Source organism: Mesorhizobium sp. CO1-1-7, from assembly GCF_020164885.1.
GTDB classification, from domain to species: Bacteria; Pseudomonadota; Alphaproteobacteria; order Rhizobiales; family Rhizobiaceae; genus Mesorhizobium; species Mesorhizobium australicum.
In genome coordinates, this window is record NZ_JAIUHA010000005.1 from 68,341 (window position 1) to 84,839 (window position 16,499).

At 63.9% G+C, this 16,499-nt stretch carries 18 protein-coding genes; 7 read left to right on the forward strand and 11 right to left on the reverse strand.

The window, feature by feature from the left end; all coding sequences use genetic code 11:
• Window positions 1-3 precede the first annotated feature (3 nt).
• Window positions 4-987, forward strand: coding sequence for a 4-hydroxybenzoate octaprenyltransferase (gene ubiA / locus LB516_RS11985; RefSeq protein ID WP_224719750.1), 984 nt, complete (start codon window positions 4-6; stop codon window positions 985-987).
• A gap of 197 nt (window positions 988-1,184) precedes the next feature.
• On the opposite strand, the gene LB516_RS11990 is transcribed toward ubiA, so the two are convergent.
• The 3 genes from LB516_RS11990 to LB516_RS12000 all read right to left on the reverse strand — a co-directional run bounded on the left by LB516_RS11990 (window position 1,185) and on the right by LB516_RS12000 (window position 4,356).
• A complete protein-coding gene (locus LB516_RS11990; protein WP_041163896.1) occupies window positions 1,185-1,751 on the reverse strand; it encodes a DUF6101 family protein in 567 nt (188 codons plus the stop codon).
• Window positions 1,752-1,941: 190 nt separating this feature from the next.
• Window positions 1,942-3,372: an FAD-binding oxidoreductase gene (locus tag LB516_RS11995; protein ID WP_224719615.1), complete on the reverse strand. Its 1,431-nt coding sequence runs from the start codon at window positions 3,370-3,372 to the stop codon at window positions 1,942-1,944.
• A gap of 9 nt (window positions 3,373-3,381) precedes the next feature.
• The gene (locus LB516_RS12000) at window positions 3,382-4,356 is read right to left on the reverse strand and encodes an L-threonylcarbamoyladenylate synthase (RefSeq protein ID WP_224719616.1); all 975 of its coding nucleotides are present in this window, start codon (window positions 4,354-4,356) and stop codon (window positions 3,382-3,384) included.
• 153 nt (window positions 4,357-4,509) lie between these two features.
• Here LB516_RS12000 and LB516_RS12005 point away from each other — a divergent pair, with 153 nt between their 5' ends.
• Window positions 4,510-4,986, forward strand: a complete 477-nt coding sequence (locus LB516_RS12005) for a hypothetical protein (protein ID WP_224719617.1) — start codon at window positions 4,510-4,512, stop codon at window positions 4,984-4,986.
• A 176-nt stretch (window positions 4,987-5,162) separates the two neighbouring features.
• Entirely contained in the window at window positions 5,163-5,549 is a 387-nt protein-coding gene (locus LB516_RS12010) for a hypothetical protein (protein WP_015318834.1), read from the forward strand.
• Between the two features lie 72 nt (window positions 5,550-5,621).
• On the opposite strand, the gene LB516_RS12015 is transcribed toward LB516_RS12010, so the two are convergent.
• Both LB516_RS12015 and glyS read right to left on the reverse strand, forming a co-directional pair.
• The gene (locus LB516_RS12015; protein ID WP_015318835.1) at window positions 5,622-5,909 is read right to left on the reverse strand and encodes a hypothetical protein; all 288 of its coding nucleotides are present in this window, start codon (window positions 5,907-5,909) and stop codon (window positions 5,622-5,624) included.
• Between the two features lie 199 nt (window positions 5,910-6,108).
• Window positions 6,109-8,340 (reverse strand): glycine--tRNA ligase subunit beta, encoded by a 2,232-nt coding sequence (gene glyS, locus LB516_RS12020; RefSeq protein ID WP_224719618.1) that lies wholly within the window; start codon window positions 8,338-8,340, stop codon window positions 6,109-6,111.
• A 195-nt stretch (window positions 8,341-8,535) separates the two neighbouring features.
• On the opposite strand from glyS, the gene LB516_RS12025 reads away from it, so the two are divergent.
• Complete coding sequence (locus LB516_RS12025) at window positions 8,536-8,712, forward strand: hypothetical protein (RefSeq protein WP_224683293.1); 177 nt, start codon at window positions 8,536-8,538, stop codon at window positions 8,710-8,712.
• A 3-nt stretch (window positions 8,713-8,715) separates the two neighbouring features.
• On the opposite strand, the gene LB516_RS12030 is transcribed toward LB516_RS12025, so the two are convergent.
• On the reverse strand, window positions 8,716-9,660 hold the full coding sequence (locus LB516_RS12030) for a glycine--tRNA ligase subunit alpha (protein WP_140661436.1): 945 nt from the start codon (window positions 9,658-9,660) through the stop codon (window positions 8,716-8,718).
• Between the two features lie 196 nt (window positions 9,661-9,856).
• Here LB516_RS12030 and LB516_RS12035 point away from each other — a divergent pair, with 196 nt between their 5' ends.
• Window positions 9,857-10,318: a GNAT family N-acetyltransferase gene (locus tag LB516_RS12035; RefSeq protein ID WP_015318839.1), complete on the forward strand. Its 462-nt coding sequence runs from the start codon at window positions 9,857-9,859 to the stop codon at window positions 10,316-10,318.
• A gap of 74 nt (window positions 10,319-10,392) precedes the next feature.
• On the opposite strand, the gene LB516_RS12040 is transcribed toward LB516_RS12035, so the two are convergent.
• From LB516_RS12040 to LB516_RS12060, 5 genes are all read right to left on the reverse strand, one after another.
• Window positions 10,393-12,168, reverse strand: coding sequence for a tetratricopeptide repeat protein (locus LB516_RS12040; RefSeq protein ID WP_140724901.1), 1,776 nt, complete (start codon window positions 12,166-12,168; stop codon window positions 10,393-10,395).
• A gap of 142 nt (window positions 12,169-12,310) precedes the next feature.
• Window positions 12,311-12,760: a DUF1284 domain-containing protein gene (locus LB516_RS12045; protein WP_224683296.1), complete on the reverse strand. Its 450-nt coding sequence runs from the start codon at window positions 12,758-12,760 to the stop codon at window positions 12,311-12,313.
• Window positions 12,757-13,350, reverse strand: a complete 594-nt coding sequence (locus LB516_RS12050) for a biotin transporter BioY (RefSeq protein WP_224719620.1) — start codon at window positions 13,348-13,350, stop codon at window positions 12,757-12,759. The genes LB516_RS12045 and LB516_RS12050 overlap by 4 nt, the downstream gene beginning before the upstream one ends.
• Before the next feature lie 107 nt (window positions 13,351-13,457).
• Window positions 13,458-14,126, reverse strand: coding sequence for a GntR family transcriptional regulator (locus tag LB516_RS12055; RefSeq protein WP_015318843.1), 669 nt, complete (start codon window positions 14,124-14,126; stop codon window positions 13,458-13,460).
• Window positions 14,127-14,225: 99 nt separating this feature from the next.
• Window positions 14,226-15,242, reverse strand: coding sequence for a polyprenyl synthetase family protein (locus LB516_RS12060; RefSeq protein ID WP_015318844.1), 1,017 nt, complete (start codon window positions 15,240-15,242; stop codon window positions 14,226-14,228).
• A gap of 188 nt (window positions 15,243-15,430) precedes the next feature.
• On the opposite strand from LB516_RS12060, the gene LB516_RS12065 reads away from it, so the two are divergent.
• Both LB516_RS12065 and LB516_RS12070 read left to right on the forward strand, forming a co-directional pair.
• Window positions 15,431-15,655, forward strand: coding sequence for a DUF2007 domain-containing protein (locus tag LB516_RS12065; RefSeq protein WP_015318845.1), 225 nt, complete (start codon window positions 15,431-15,433; stop codon window positions 15,653-15,655).
• Window positions 15,655-16,455, forward strand: a complete 801-nt coding sequence (locus LB516_RS12070; RefSeq protein ID WP_015318846.1) for a tRNA1(Val) (adenine(37)-N6)-methyltransferase — start codon at window positions 15,655-15,657, stop codon at window positions 16,453-16,455. Before LB516_RS12065 ends, LB516_RS12070 begins: the two co-directional genes overlap by 1 nt.
• Window positions 16,456-16,499: the final 44 nt, after the last annotated feature.

Below are 16,499 nucleotides of genomic sequence, written 5' to 3' on the forward strand. Positions count from 1 at the left end.
CCGATGGAACCTGTCCAGTCGAAAGCGGCCCAGGGTCGCGTCGCCGATGCGCCGAACCGCCATTGGGTCTATCGCGTGCTGCCGCGCGCGATCTGGCCCTATGCGCAGCTGGCGCGGTGGGACAGGCCGATCGGCTGGCAGTTGCTTTTGTGGCCATGCTGGTGGTCGGCGGCACTTGCGGCGAGCGCCTATCCGCGCCCAGGCGACCCGCTGCTCTCGCTGCTGCCGGCGCCCTTGTACCTTGTGCTCTTCCTGATTGGCGCCATCGCCATGCGTGGCGCCGGGTGCACCTATAACGACATTGTCGACCAGGACATCGATAACCAGGTCGAACGCACCCGCTCACGCCCGCTACCGTCCGGTCAGACCACGCGCCGGCGGGCCTGGCTGTTTCTTGTCCTGCAGGCCCTGGTCGGCTTGGCGGTGCTCCTGCAGTTCAACAGCTTTGCCATTCTGCTCGGCGTCTGCTCGCTGGCGATCGTCGCCGTCTATCCATTCATGAAGCGGATAACCAACTGGCCGCAACTGTTTCTCGGCCTCGCCTTTTCCTGGGGCGCGCTGATGGGGTGGGCGGTCGAGTTCGGTGATCTCGATGGCCCCGCCATCATGCTCTATATCGGTTCGATCCTGTGGGTGATCGGCTATGACACGATCTATGCCCACCAAGACAAGGAAGACGACGCCATTGTCGGCGTGCGTTCGACCGCGCGGCTGTTCGGCGACAACACCAAGGCATGGCTCGCGGGGCTCTATGGCGGTACGCTGATCTGCTTCGCCATCGCCTTCGCCTCGGCGCAAGCCCCGGTGGTGGCACTGGCGGGATTGATCGCCGCCGGCGCCCACATGGCGCGGCAGATCGCGGTTCTGGATATCGACGATCCAGACCAGTGCCTGCGGCTGTTTCGGTCGAACAACCAGGTCGGCTGGCTGATTTTCCTCGGCCTGATCGGCGGCGCGCTGTGGGTGACGCTGAAGCCGCTGATGTAGCGGCTTTCCTTCTCCCCGTCTCTATACGGAGAGAAGGTGGCGGTGTCCGGAAGAGGGGCAGCGCCTACCTTTGGAGGCGAGGCGAGGGCTCATCGACGAACCAGCGCACACGCAATTAAGGCCAAAAAATCATGCCAGCGCTGCCCCTCATCACCCTGCCGGGCACTTCTCCCCGTATAGTGACGGGGAGAAGAACGCTAGTCTCTTGAAATGATCTCCTCGCCGCCGATCACCAGCCTGAGGCCGAGGTCACCGGCTCTGCGGCGGGCAAGGAAGCGGGGGCGGCGCATATTGGAAACGCGGCCCTTGCGGCGCTCCCGCGGCGGCAATGTCTTGATGGCGGCGCCGAGCGATTCTTCCAGGGTGCGGGCGACGCCATCGGATTCGATCAGCAGCATCGGCAGACGGTAGGCGTCGGCCCAGGCGCGCCAGTCGGCGGCGACGTCTTCGAGATCGTCGGCCACCAGCAGCGGCACCGACAGCATCGGATCGTTGTGCAGGAGTTCCAGGGTCACCGTGACATTGCCTTCCGGATCCTCCATCGCACGGGCAGCGACGCCGCGAAATGCATTGGCGGGCAGCACGATGATCGCCGGCAGGCCGCTCATCTCGAGCAGGCGGCGGATCACGGCGCCGCGCTGGTCGATGGTGAAGGTTACGTCGCCATAATCGTCGCGCGTGGCATAGCTCACCACCTGCGGCAGGCGGAATGGGTCGAGACGCATGTTGCGTCCCGCCCAGACTGGCTTCAGTCCAGTGTTCACGTTCATAGAGCGCCTTCCTGTCTGTCTCCTGAGAGCCGGTGTCCGGTTCTCTCCGGGCCAGTTTTCCCGGCCTCGTTATGGGGAAACAGTAGCGCCGGCTCCTTACCGCCGCGCTTAAGAAAGTCGGTTAAATTTTGCTGATCTCAGGGATGGTTATCGGAATGCCACCAGCCACAGGATGTTGAAAGGATCAGATAACCTTACCAGGATTCATGATGCCCGCCGGATCGAAGGCAGCCTTTACCCGGCGCATCAGATCGATGGCCATCGGCGGCGCGGTGGCGATCAGTTCGTCGCGCTTCAACTGACCGATGCCGTGCTCGGCCGAGATCGAACCGTGCAGGCTGCGCACCACGTCATGCACGGCCTTGTTCATCGCATGATAGAGCGCCAGGAACGCCTCGTCGTCGCCGTCGACGGGCCGTGAGATGTTATAGTGGAGATTGCCGTCTCCCATATGGCCGAAGCAGACCACGCGGGCGCCGGCGCTCACTGACGCCACCGCGGCGGCGGCCTCCGCGATGAAGCGCGGTATCGATGCGATCGGCACCGAAATGTCGTGCTTGATCGAAGCGCCTTCCGGCTTCTGTGCCTCGGGCAACAGCTCGCGAAAATCCCAGAAGGCATCGCCCTGCCCGAGGCTGGCGGCGATGACGGCATCGCCGACGAATTCCTGCTCTAGACCCGCCGAAAGCACATCCTCGATCAGCGCCCGAGAATCCTCCGCTGAGCGGCCGGACGATATCTGCATCAGCACGTACCAGGGCCAGTCTTCGGCCAGCGGCCGCACGACGCCCTGGGCGTGCGCAAGGGTAAAGTCATACGGGCGCTTGCCGATCAGTTCGAAGGCCGTGAGTGCGGCCCCGGCGCGGTCCATGGCCAGGCTGAACAGGGAAAGGGCGGCTTCGGGCGACGACAGGCCGACGAAGGCGACGTCCCTCCCCTTCGGCTTCGGGAACAGTTTGAGCACGGCGGCGGTGATGACACCGAGCGTGCCTTCGGCGCCGACGAACAGGTCCTTCAGGTCGTAGCCGGTGTTGTCCTTCTTCAGTTTGCGCAAATCGTCGAACACCTCGCCGGTCGGCAGCACCACCTCGACGCCGAGGCACAGTTCGCGCGCATTGCCATAGGCCAGCACGCCGGTGCCGCCGGCATTGGACGACAGGTTGCCGCCGATCTGGCAGGAGCCTTGCGCGGCGAGCGACAGCGGAAACAGCCGGCCGGCGGCATCGGCCGCTTCCTGCAAGGTCTGCAGGATGACACCGGCCTCGACCGTGACCGTATTGGACAGCACATCGATCTCGCGGACGCGGTTCAGCCGCGATAGCGACAGGACGATCTCGCGACCGGATCTGTCCGGCACCTGCGCGCCGACCAGCCCGGTGTTGCCGCTTTGCGGCACGATCGGCGTTCCGGTCTCTGTCGCCAGCCGCATGATCCGGCTGACCTCGTCGACGCTGCCCGGCCGCAGCACCAGGGACGTCGCGCCATGCCAGAGGCCGCGTCGCTCGATCAGATAAGGCGCGATGTCCTGCTGGTCGCGCAGCGCATATTTGTCGCCGACGATCGCCGCGAAACGATCGATGAGAGCGGGATTGAGTGTCTTTGCGGTCGCGGTCATCTGGGAAAACTACGTTGTGGGCTGTGCGTTGTCACGAGGAGCGGCGGCACGGGAGAGCCGGTCGTTGATGGCCTCGCCGAGCCCGTCAAAGGGAATTGGCTCGACGGCGATAATCCGCGCGCCGCTACGGTCCAAATCCTGCATGTAGGCAAAGAGATTGCTTGCCGCTTCACGCAAGTCACCTGACCGGGAGAGGTTGAGGAAAGCGGTTGCGCCGCGCCAGCCTTCCGCGCGCTGGTCGCCGAAGGCAAGCAACGCTTCTCCTTCACCAACCGTGCCGGCATTGAGCCGAACAGCCGCGCCCGGTGCGTAGTGCGAGGCAAGCATGCCCGGCGCCTCGACGCCGGCAATGCCGCCGCGCAGCAGCTCCATGCGGATGGCCGCCACGATCTCGTCGGCGGCAATGCCGCCGGGCCGAAGCAGGCGCAACCTTTCGCCTTCGGCCTTGACGATGGTCGATTCCAGCCCGACCGGCGTGGCGCCACCATCGACCACCAGTTTGATGCGCCCGCCTAAATCCGCAGCCACCGCCTGCGCCGTCGTCGCGCTGATCTTGCCGGATGAGTTGGCGCTGGGCGCGGCAAGCGGTCGGCCAAGCCTGGCGATCAGGTCGCCGCCAAAACCCCTCGGCATGCGCACGGCGATCGTGTCGAGCCCGGCCGTGACCAGCGGATGAATGCTGTTGCCGGGGCGCTGTGGCAGTACCAGCGTCAGCGGACCCGGCCAGAAGGCAAGCGCGAGCTTCCTAGACAGCGGATCGAACGAGGCGATGCGCTCGGCCATCGCCATGTCGGCGACATGGGCGATCAGCGGATTGAAACGCGGCCGCCCCTTGGCTTCGAAAATGCGCGCCACGCCAATGCCGTTGGTGGCATCGCCGGCAAGCCCGTAGACGGTTTCCGTCGGGATGGCGACGACATCGCCGCCCAGGAGCAGCGCCAACGCCGGTTCCATCGCTTCGCCGACGGCAAGTATTTCAGCCACTCTCGTCACCTCGCGGATGCCGGCTGCGTAATACGACGGGGCCGCCGGGGCAAGCGGGCATTGGCAATTCATCAATTCCTAAAATGCTATCTTTCCACGAAAGCCGGCATCAATCGCCGAGTACTATCGTGCGGCTTCTGGGCAATGGGAGCTATGTCGGTGTCTGTTCGTATCTGGGGAGCGCTTGCCATCACTTTGGCCTCAATGGGTGGCGGGGCTCAGGCCTCGTCGCTGGTCTTTCCCGGTGCGCCGGCCTCGACACCCTCCATCCTTGCGCTGAAGGCGGCCGACGGCAAGGCGAGCGATGTTGTGTCCGTCGTTGTGCTTGGCGAGCCTGACGTCACCTACGAAAAGGTCGCGGCAATCCCCGGCAAGGCCGAGGCGAGCCACTCCTTCGCGCAGAGCCCGATGATCATTAGGGGCGGCGTCGTCGGCGGCGCTTTCTCGACACCCGTGCAGGCCAAGGTGCCGGCCGCGGCAACGGCCCCAGCCACCCCAACCGCCCCCGCCACGGCGACAGCCTCGGCAGCCCCCGCGCCGGCAGGGCACGGGAAAGCAGCGGCACCGGCGGCAGCCGCGCCGCCTCCGCCAGCCCACCAGCCTGCTTCAGGAGCCGGCAAGGTCAAGTAGCGACCACGCAAACCGGACGGGCAAAATGCGCAGCGGCTTGACGGCGGTCTGGCGTCCTGCGCACCACTGTCCGGCGAATTTCGTCTAGAGTATCTTGCTGGCGGCCCTGCGGCTGATTTTTCGCCAAGTGGCTCCAGCGGACGCAATTGCATCGTTCAAGGCAGAGGGGGTTGCTCATGAAAAATTCGAAGACCGTTACCGTGGCAGGGCTTCTGCTGGCGTCATTGCTTGGTGGCGTGGCCCAAGCGGACGACATGCTGGGATCCTACGTCGCGCGCATTTCCGATCGCGATCACCAGGCGAGCGACGGCTATGCGCTGGATGGCGCCGCGCAGATGGTGCGGCAAGACCGCGCCAACTGGCACAAATTCCATCGCCGCGACGGCGACGACGAGGGCGACGCCTGGTTTAGGACCAACGACCAGCGCGCCGACCTGCAGCGCATGCTGGAGCGCCCTGGCGCGATGAGTTCCTCGACCAAGCGCGCCATCGTCAATGGCGAGCCGCTGATCCAGGTCGACGTCTATGAAAACAGCGTGCGCGTCAGCATCCTGGAGAACTGATCAAATCAATTTGGGAAGACGGCGGAAGGGGGGCGCGAAAGCGCCGCCCTCGAGAACCTGTTAACTGAAAAATCAGGCTGCTTCTTCCTTGTCGTCGTCGTCTTCGGACTCGCCGTCTTCGGATTCTTCGGCGTCATCGCCTTCGGCCTTCACGGTGTCATCGGCGTCGTCTTCGTCAGACTCTTCGCCGTCTTCATCGTCGCCTTCCTCGTCATCGCCATCTCCGTCTTCGTCAGACAGATCAGCGGCTTCGACCGTGATCGCAGCGGCGTGATCGAGGGCGGTTTCGGAAGCGGATTCAAGCGGCTCGGCAGGAGCCGAGGTTTCTTCTGTCACTTCGATTTCGTGATCGGAATTCATGGAAGCCTCCGTTGGGGTGGGGAACACGCCCCTTTTGCCACGGAGAGATCATCGTCATATGACTGTAAGCCGGCTCGAAGGGCCGGCCGGAACATATTTTTCCAGGGGCCTGAGGCCCCTCTATCCCGGCGTGATCTCAGGACAAACGGAAACCGTTTGTCCTGAGAAAATCGGTGCCGACTTTTCGGAAAAGTGCTTCTCAACCAGCGATTTTCGAGAAATCCGCGACCTGACCGGTAGCCGTGCGAATGCGCGCGAGCAGCGCCAGTCGGTTGGCACGCACGGACAGGTCCTCATCATTCACGAGAACATGCTCAAAGAATGAATCAACGGGTTCACGCAACACGCTAAGCGCCAGCATGGCAGCCGAAAAGTCTTGGTTTTGAATCGCTTCGCCGGCTTGCTTCTCGGCCTGATTCACCGCGGCAAACAGCGACTTCTCCGCATCTTGCTGGAACAACGCCGGCTCGACGGTTTCGGCGACCGCCGTTTTCTTCTTCTCCTCGGCCGCCAGAATGTTGGCAGCACGCTTGGTACCGGCGAGCAGGTTCTTGCCGTCCTCGGTGTCGAGGAAAGAGCCGAGCGCCTCGACGCGGCGCACGATCTGCAGGAGGTCATCGGACTGTGGAGTAATGACCGCATCGATGAGGTCGTGGCGCGCGCCCTGGTCGCGAAGGTAGACTTTCAGGCGATCGTGGAAGAAGGCGAGGAGGTCTCGATCCACAGACTTCCCGTCGCCGACTTGCCCGCGCCCGTGCGCATGGTCGCCGCCTGACTCGGCCTGCTCCCTGGCGTGCCTTTCATCGATCTGGTCAACAGTGGTCTTTCGATGTTTGGCCATGGTGGAAAGAAGCGATAGCGGTGTTCCATTCTCCAGAGTCAGCCTCACCATCCCAAGCGCGGCTCTGCGCAATGCGTAGGGGTCCTTCGACCCAGTCGGCTTTTCATCGATGATCCAGAAACCAACCAGCGTATCAAGCTTGTCGGCGAGCGCCACGGCGACCGACACTGGATCGCTCGGCACATAATCGGACGGCCCTTGCGGCTTGTAGTGCTCCTCGATGGCCGCGGCCACGGATGGATGCTCGCCCTGCAGCAGCGCATATTTGCGGCCCATCGCCCCCTGCAATTCGGGAAACTCGCCGACCACTTCGGTGGTGAGATCGGCCTTGGCGAGAACCGCCGCACGGCCCGCGAGCGTGGGATCGGCGCCAACGACCGGCGCCAATTCCTCCGCCAATCGCTTGATGCGCTCCACCCGCTCGCCCTGCGTGCCGAGCTTGGCGTGAAAGGTCACGTTGAGATGGTCGAGCCGGGCCATGCGCTGGTCGAGCGGCTTTTTCAGATCGAGCCCGAACTTTTCGGCCGATGCCTGGAGTTGGTCAAGGTCCGGCAAATCGCCCTGGTCGGTGGTCCAGAAATAGAGCGCATCCGACAGGCGGGCGCGCACCACCTTGCCGTTGCCGTGCGCGATTTCCTTGCCGCCGTCACTGGCTTCGATGTTGGCGGTGAGAATGAAACGGTTGGAGAGCGCATCGCTTTCCCCCTGCGGCCGCGTCACAAAGCATTTCTGGTTGGCGCGGATGGTCAGGCGGATCACCTCCGCCGGAATGGCCAGGAAAGCCTCTTCGAACTCGCCCATCAGCACGACAGGCCACTCGACCAGCCCCGACACTTCTTCAAGCAGCCCCTCATCCTCGACCAGGTCGAGCCCGTTGGCGAAGGCGAGGTTGCGGGCGTCGGCGAGGATGATCTCCTTGCGACGGTCGGCGTCGAGCACGACCTTGCCCGCCTCCAGCTTGCCCACATAATCGTCGAAGCGGCGCACGGTGATTTCGCCGGGCGCGAGGAAACGGTGGCCGTAGGTGATGCTGCCCGAACGGATGCCGTCGATCTCGAAATCGACCACCACCGGCTCCTCGGTCTCGGGGCCGAAGGTGCACAGGATCGACTGCAGCGGGCGCACCCAGCGCAGCGAGCCCGGCTTGGCCGAGGCCGGTCCCCAGCGCATCGACTTCGGCCACGGAAAATCGCGGACGATGTCAGGCACCAGTCCGGCGATGATCTCTTCGGCCGCCCTGCCCGGCTTCGAAATATGGGCGACGTAGAAGTCGCCCTTCTTCGGGTCGGAATGGACATGCGCCTCGGCGATCGAAGACAGGCCGGCCTTGCGCAGGAAGCCCTGGACCGCCTGTTCTGGCGCCGATGTCGACGGACCCTTGATTTCCTCGTGAATGTCTTTTGAGCGCGCGGTGAGCCCGCGTATATCGAGCGTAAGGCGCCGGGGCGTCCAATACTCACGCGCCGCCTCATAGGTGAGACCCGCCTCGACCAGGCCGTCGGTGAGCATCTTCTTCAAATCGCCCGCCGCCTTGCGCTGCATGCGGGCAGGAATTTCCTCGGAACGAAGTTCAAGAAGCAGGTCAGGCATCGGGGTCAGCTCATGCGGGAGAGTGGTCCGGGCGGGGCATAGCAACTCGGCTGGCCGCTGTCACCCTTTCCAGAAATTTTGGCCACTCTGTCGGGACGAGCCGAACCCGCCCGTCCTTGGATCAAAGATTTCCATGAACCGAAAGCTGCGCTGAAGCGACCCACGCTCAGGCAGGGAACTATTGGCTGAACGACGATGAAAACGGCATCCAGACTTCTTCAGATCCTTGCGCTCAGCGCCTGCTTCACCGCGCAGGCCCACGGCGCCTTCTCGATGCCGGGCGTGCGGCAGGCGCTACGGACAATGGCTGGCCAGAGCGGCCAGATCCTGCCGCCGATCCATGCTTCCCTCGGAATGATCGAGGACGCTTGAGGCTCAGGCCGCCAATCCACCGGCCTGCGTCTTCAAGAACGCCTCGCCGCAGGCCTTCGCCAGATTGCGCACGCGCAGGATGTAGCTCTGGCGCTCGGTGACAGAGATCACGCCACGCGCGTCCAGCAAATTGAAGACATGGCTGGCCTTGATGCACTGGTCATAGGCCGGGAAGACCATCTTGTGCATCGGCAGATTGTCGTTCGACGCCGGCGCGCCGGCCTCGAGCAGCGCCTTGCACTCGGCCTCGGCGTCCTCGAAATGCCTGAGCAGCATCGCCGTGTCGGCGTATTCGAAATTGTGGCGCGAATATTCCTGCTCGGCCTGCAGGAACACATCGCCATAGGTCACCTTGTCGGCGCCCTCGCGGCCGTTGAAGTTGAGGTCGTAGACATTGTCGACGCCCTGCACATACATGGCCAGGCGCTCCAGGCCGTAGGTGAGTTCCCCCGCCACCGGCGCGCATTCGATGCCGCAGACCTGCTGGAAATAGGTGAACTGCGACACCTCCATGCCGTCGCACCAGCATTCCCAGCCAAGCCCCCAGGCGCCCAAAGTCGGGCTTTCCCAATCGTCCTCGACGAAACGTATGTCGTGCAGCAACGGGTCGACGCCGATTGCCGCCAGCGAGCCGAGATAGAGCTCCTGCAGATTGGGCGGATTGGGCTTCAGGATCACCTGGTACTGGTAGTAGTGCTGCAGCCGGTTTGGATTCTCGCCATAGCGGCCGTCCTTGGGACGGCGCGAAGGCTGGACATAGGCGGCGTTCCAGCCCTTGGGGCCTAGCGCGCGCAGCGTCGTTGCCGGATGAAAGGTGCCGGCGCCGACCTCCATGTCATAGGGCTGGAGGATGACGCAGCCATAAGCCGCCCAGTAATTGTGCAAAGTGAGGATCAGCCCCTGGAACGAGCGGCTGGGATGCATATGGGCTGGGATTTCAATCGTCACGGTGGCCTCGGCGACACAGGCTAGCTTGCGGCCACGTCCTAGAGACACGGCGGCGAAGCGTCAAGCAAGGCGCGCGCCCGCGACCTTTGCAGGACCGGTCGAAAGCTTTGCGAGCGGCTGGCCCATTGCCGGACGTGGCGACCTGCGCTCTCTTCGAAGCCCTGTATCACCCATGTCAACGACGACAGGTCAAGCCATGTCCAACCCCGTCACCATCCGCCCCGTCACGCGCCAGGATTTCGACCGATGGCTGCCGCTGTGGGACGGCTACAACGCTTTCTATGGCCGTTCGGGCGAGACGGCGCTGGCAAGCGACATCACGGCAATGACGTGGTCCCGCTTCTTCGACGCCTATGAGCCAGTGCATGCGCTGGTCGCGGAAAACGAAGGCGAGTTGCTTGGCCTCGTCCACTACCTGTTCCACCGCAGCACGACGGCAATCGCGCCGAACTGCTATCTGCAGGATCTTTTCACCAACGAAGCCTCGCGCGGCAAAGGCGTCGGCCGGGCGCTGATCGAAGGCGTCTACGAGCGCGCCCAGGTGGCCGGTTCCGGCCGAGTATACTGGCTGACGCATGAAACCAATCACGCGGCGATGAAGCTTTATGACAAGGTCGGCGAACGCTCTGGCTTCGTCGTCTATCGAAAGATGTTCTGAGCGCGTTCTGAGCAGACGGACATCAAAACGAAAACGGGGCTCCGAGAGCCCCGTTCGGATTCCAAAAAGGCGTCTCACCCCTTCGGGGCGGGAACCGGCTCCGGCTTGACCTTCGGGGTCTCCTGCGCCGTGTTGGACTCGATCGGCGGCAGGCCCTTCATCAGCTTCTGTTGCAAGGAGGCAAGCACGTCGGGATCCGGCTTCAGGTCGCGGGCCTGGTTCCATTGGAAGGTGGCTTCCAGCTTGCGGCCGACGCGCCAGTAGGCATCGCCGAGATGGTCGTTCAGAACCGGATCTTCCGGCTTCAGCGAGACCGCGCGTTCCATTTCGCGCACCGCGTCATCGAACCGGCCGAGGCGGAAATAAGCCCAACCCAGGGAATCGACGATGTAGCCGTCGCTCGGCTTGAGATCGACGGCCTTCTGGATCATCTCCAGGCCTTCCTTCAGGTTGGTGTTCATGTCGACCCAGGAATAGCCGAGATAGTTCAGCACCTGCGGCTGGTCTGGCTGCAATTCCAGCGCCTTGCGGAAATTCGGCTCGGCCTTTGGCCATTCCTTCAGCCGCTCATAGGCGATGCCGCGCTGGTAGAAGATGTTCCAATTGGCGGCGGTCGGTGTCTTCAGCACCTCGACGGCCTTGTCGTAGAGATTGGCGGCGGAGCGGAAATCCTCCTTCGAGGAGTAGACACCGCCGAGCGCCAGATAGGCGCGCATGTCGTTGGGATGAGCTTCGACGAAGGCCTTCAGATGCGTGATCGCCTCGTCATGGCGGTCGAGATCGGCAAGGTTGAGGCCAAGCTGCAGGTCCGAAATCTCCTTCAGCGGCGAAGAGTCGGGGATGCGCCGATAGAGCGCGATGGCGCCCTCGCCGTTCTTCAGCTGTTCGGCCACGGCGGCGAGTTGCACGAGGGCAGCGTCGCTGTCGGGCTTCAGGGCCAAGGCATATTGCAAATAGAGGCGCACGAATGGCTCGCCGCCGCCACGGTTGAGCGCGGTGGCAAGATCGAGCAGGATTTCGGAAGCACCGTCGGACGGACCGGACACGAAGGGCGCGATCTTGTCGCCCTTGCTGATCCTGTCGCGCAAGGCGACGATTTCCAGCTTGCCCGGCGAGAACGCCTCGGCCTGGTCGAGAACCGACATCGCCTTGGCCTTGTCGCCCTTACGGGCCAGGAACGAGGCATAGGCCTGCGCATTGCGCATCCAGGTTTCAGGCGCCGCACCGCCGGCGGTGGTGTCCTGCATCGTCGCGGCATAGATAGCCTCGGCCTTTTCAGGCATACCAGACGCATCGGCGATCAGGGCGCGGTGGAAGGATTTGAACAGGCCGAACCAGTCCGGCCCCTGCAGCTTGTCGATCGAAGCCATCGCTTCGCTGGCCTGGCCGGCACCTTGCTCGGCCCAGCCGGACATGACGCCGGAGATCAGCCGATCGAGATCGGATTCCAGCGACAGCTTGAGCCAGTACTGTGCCTTGGTGAAATCCTTCTTGTGGAAGGTGTCGACCGCCAGCGCCAGGCGCGAGAAGCGCTCGACATCGGGCACTTCCTTGAGCTTGTCGGCATAGACCAGCGATTCGTCGAAGCGGCCTTGAGCGATCAGCGACAGCATCAGGCTCTGCTGCAGGGCTGTGTCACCAGGATTGAAGGCCAGGGCTTGCTTGTAATAGGCGATGGCGCTGTCGAGGTCGTTGTCGCCCTCGGCGATCCTGGCAGCCAGATAGGCGCCCGAGAATGACGAGATCTTGACCGGTTCGGTGGATTGCTTGGCATAGGCCGGCAATGCCGAAATCGCCATGCCCGTCACAATTGCCAGCCTTGTCAGCCAGCGCGCACGTCCTTGCTGCATCATATCCCTTTCAGCCAGGCGCCATCTCCGCGTCAGCGGATCGACCCAGACTCGATCTTTCCAGGCAAAGCATGGCCTTTTTGGGGTCGCGCTTCAATCCGCCTGAAATTCACAATCGGGTCACCCGATTAACAAACCATGGCTAAATGGGACGGTTTTGCGCGTCAACAGGCCGCCGCAGCCGCGTATCGCGATAGCCGCCGCTTGCCACCGCGCCGCACAGCCCGATCCATTCGCAGCCGCCGCACGCCTTGCGCACGTGGCCGGTCGAAAACGCCTGCCGCAGCCTTGTCAGGATGGCGGCATCGAGATCGAGGCGGATGCCGTGCCGGATCGGCCGAGCCAGCAGCGCTTCCACGTCTTCCGCGGCCTGCCGGTCCCGTCCGGCCGCACTGTCACGCAGGCAGTGCGGTTCCGGCTCGCCAAGCAACGGAGCGCAGATGTCGTCTGGTCCGGAAACGAGGAGGATGTCCTCGCCCCGGCTCAAGCGCTCCGCGATCCCGTCATAATTGGCGGTGAAAGCGGGGCTGTACCCCTTGCCCACATAGGTGAGCAGGCAAAGGAGATGGTGGGCGCGCAGCCTGACCGTCACGGCTTGGGCAAGTTCATCTTGCCGTGCGGGAGCGCCATCAGCGTCGCGGCGCCAAGCGCCGATTTCAGCAACCCGCCGACGATGAACGGCACGAAGCCGAAGGTGATGGCCTTCTCGGCGCCGATCATGACGGCAAGCCAGGCTGTGCCGAGAGCCAGGCAGGCAAGATTGCCGAGCAGCATGGCGGCGAAGGCAGGCAAAACCCTGTTGCCGTTCCAGCCGCGCTCGGCCAACCAGCCGACCAGTGCGCCGGTGACAGGAAAGGTAAAGAGATAGCCACCCGTCGGGCCCACGAAATGCTGAATGCCGGCAGCGCCGCCGGCCAGGACTGGAAAGCCGACAGCACCTTCGACCAGCCATGCCGCGATCGTCACCGCGCCAAGCCGCCAGCCATAGAGTGCGCCAATCAGCGTCACGGCGAAGGTCTGCATGGTCACCGGAACTGGCACCATCGGAACCTCGATGTAGGAGGACAGCGCCAGCAACAGCGTGCCGAGCACGACGGCGCCGGCCCGCCAACCGAGCGATCGCTGCTGGAGACGCAGCGGGCTGAAGGACGGTCTGGCGGACGAGAATGCGAGGTTGGTCATAGGCTTCCCTTCGGTCGATCCGAAATTATAGATAATTTTTGCCTTCGATCTATTATCGAATCCACATTTCTGGAGCGATAGCAAGCCTAGGCTTGGGAAAAGATCGTTCAACCCACGATCGCGAAAGCTTCGCGCGTGGCGCCGGAGGCTGTCCTGACCGGCTTGCGGCCAATCCATTGGACATGCCGTCCCAATGTTGTCGCGGCCGATTCGGTGTTCCCCTGCCGCAAGGCGGTGAGGATCGCCCGGTGGTCCTGGTCGGTGCGCGTCTCCCACTCCGAGCGCCAGGCCGCGAACAGGAAGCGGGCGCTCGCCGCGTGCAGGTCGTCTATGGTGGCAAGCAGGCGGGGCATGCCACAGGGCGTCAGGATCAGCCGGTGAAAGGCGCGATTGGCCTCCTCCCACGACCTGACGTCATGGGATTTGTCGCCGGCTTTTGTCGCCTCCTCGGCCTGGTCGAGAATGGCCGAGGTCAGATGCGGCGCGGCTTGGCGCAGTGCCAGCACTTCGAGTGCGGCCCGCATTTCGGCGACCTCCTTGACCTCGCCCAGATCGAAGGCCGCGACACGCACGCCACGACGCGGCTCACTGACGGCGAGGCCCTGCGCCTCGAGTCGGCGAAAGGCCTCGCGCACGGGAACGTGGCTGGTGTTGAATTCCTCGGCGACATGATCCTGCCGCAACCTCGCCCCTGGCTCGATCGCGCCGGAGATGATGCGATCCGCCAAAACCTTGCCGATGCGGACCGCGATGGTGTCGTCAGTGCCCTTGGCCATGTTTTATAGATAATTTGCGACTGGGCTGCTTGTCGAGACGGCAGGGCGAATTCACAGGCGTCTTTTCACTGACGGCCCCGGTAGCAAGCCGTCAGGCGCTCAGTTCACGCGGCTGATGCAGAAGTCGATGACGTCGATCAGCGCCGATTTCTGCGGCGTCTCTTCCAGCGGCGCCAGCGCGTCGCGGGCGATCTCGCCGAAATGGCGAGCGCGCCCGATCGTGTCGGCAATGGCGCCGTGGCGGGTCATCAGGCCGATCGCCTTTTCCAGCCCGGCGTCGTCGGTGACATTGTCCTCGATGGCGCGCTTCCAGAAGGTGCGTTCGGCCTTGCTGCCGCGCCGGTAGGCGAGGATGACCGGCAAGGTCACCTTGCCCTCGCGGAAATCGTCGCCGACATTCTTGCCCAGATCCTTGCTGGTGCCGCCATAGTCCAGCGCATCATCGATCAGCTGGAAGGCAAGGCCGAGATTCATGCCGTAGGAACGCAGCGCCGCACGGTCGTTGCGGGTCGCCTGGGCGATGACCGGGCCAACCTCGGCGGCGGCCGAAAACAGCGCGGCGGTCTTGGCCTTGATGACGGCGAAATGCTCGTCCTCGGTGGTTTCGAGGTTCTTGGCGGCGGCCAGCTGCATGACCTCGCCCTCGGCGATGATCGAGGCTGCGCTGGACAGGATGTCGAGCGCTTCGAGCGAGCCGACATCGACCATCATTCGGAAGGCCTGGCCGAGCAGGAAGTCGCCGACCAGCACGCTGGCCTGGTTGCCCCAGATCATGCGGGCGGTCTTCTTGCCGCGCCGCATGCCGCTTTCATCGACCACGTCGTCATGCAGAAGCGTGGCCGTATGCATGAATTCGACCGAAGTGGCGAGCTTGACGTGGCCCTCGCCGGCATAGCCGAACATCTGCGCCGCAGCCAGCGTCAGCATTGGCCTGAGCCGCTTGCCGCCGGACGAGATCAGGTGATTGGCGACCTCGGGGATCATCTCGACGTCGGAGCCGGCCTTGGACAGGATCAGCTCGTTGACACGTCCCATATCGGCAGCAGTCAGATCGATGAGATCCTTGATGGAGGCGGGCTCCCGCTTCCCGTTTTCGATGTTGAGAACGACACCCACGACAATCACTCCCGTCTTGGTATAACGCGTGCGACGGCACCCTTAGTCCCGACAAGACTCTAGGGCCGCTGGCACGGCCACGGCAAGTGGCGAATTGGCGCGGCGGCGGCGACAGCGTGTCAAGGCAGGGAAATGCGGGAATGCGGCCGCACGTTTACATGCACGCCGCAACCTGCGAGTTTCTTGCGATGATAGAGCTCATCCGCACCAACGACGCCGTCATCATCTCCTTTGTCGAATCGCTGATGCGCGATGCCGGGATCGGCTGCTTCGTCGCCGACCAGAACATGAGCGTGCTCGACGGCTCGCTTGGTATCCTGCCGCGACGCGTCATGGTCGATGCCGACCAGGCCGACGCCGCGCGCCGCATCCTGACCGATGCCGGCATCGCCAACGAGATCCGGGGGAAATAATGTCGGCCGCGCCAGCCGCCCTTGTCCCGGATACGCCGGCCCACACGGTCGATGCGTTCCACCGCGGCCGGTTCTGGCTCGTGCAGCCCAAGCATGGCGGCCATCGCGCCGGGATGGATGCAATGATGCTGGCCGCATCCGTACCATCCTCGTTTGGCGGCCGGCTCGCCGATTTCGGGGCCGGCGCCGGTGCTGCCGGTCTTGCGGTGCTGTCGCGCTGTCCGGGTGCCCAGGCTGTGCTGGTCGAACGCGCGCCTGAGATGGCGGCCTTCGCGGCAGCCACGCTTGCCCATCCGGGCAACGCGCACCTCAGCGATCGCGCTGCCGTGCTCGTCGCCGATGTCACCGTGTCGGGCCGCGCCCGGGCCGCCACCGGCCTTGCCGACAATGATTTCGACTTCGTCATCATGAACCCGCCTTTCAACGCCGCCCGGGACCGCGCCACTCCCGAGCCGCTAAGAAAGGAAGCGCATGTCATGGAGGACGGACTGTTCGAAAGCTGGATCCGCAGTGCGGCGGCGGTTGTCAGGCCGCGCGGCGGGCTTGCCGTCATCGCCCGGCCCGAACAGCTCGGCGCCATTCTCGACGCGATTTCAGGCCGCTTCGGCGAAGCCGAGATGCTCGCCGTGCACCCTCGCCCGGACGCGGCCGCAATCCGCATTATCGTGCGGGCAGCACTTGGGGCACGAGGAAAGCTCGCCATCCGTCCGCCCCTGATGCTTCACGCGCGATCGGGCAACGGCCCCGACGAGCGCAGCGAAATGATCACCAACGGGCTCGCCTCGCTGTTCGGAGACTGAGCTGTTGGCGGCCTACACATTGCCGTTGGCCGGGAAATCCCTAC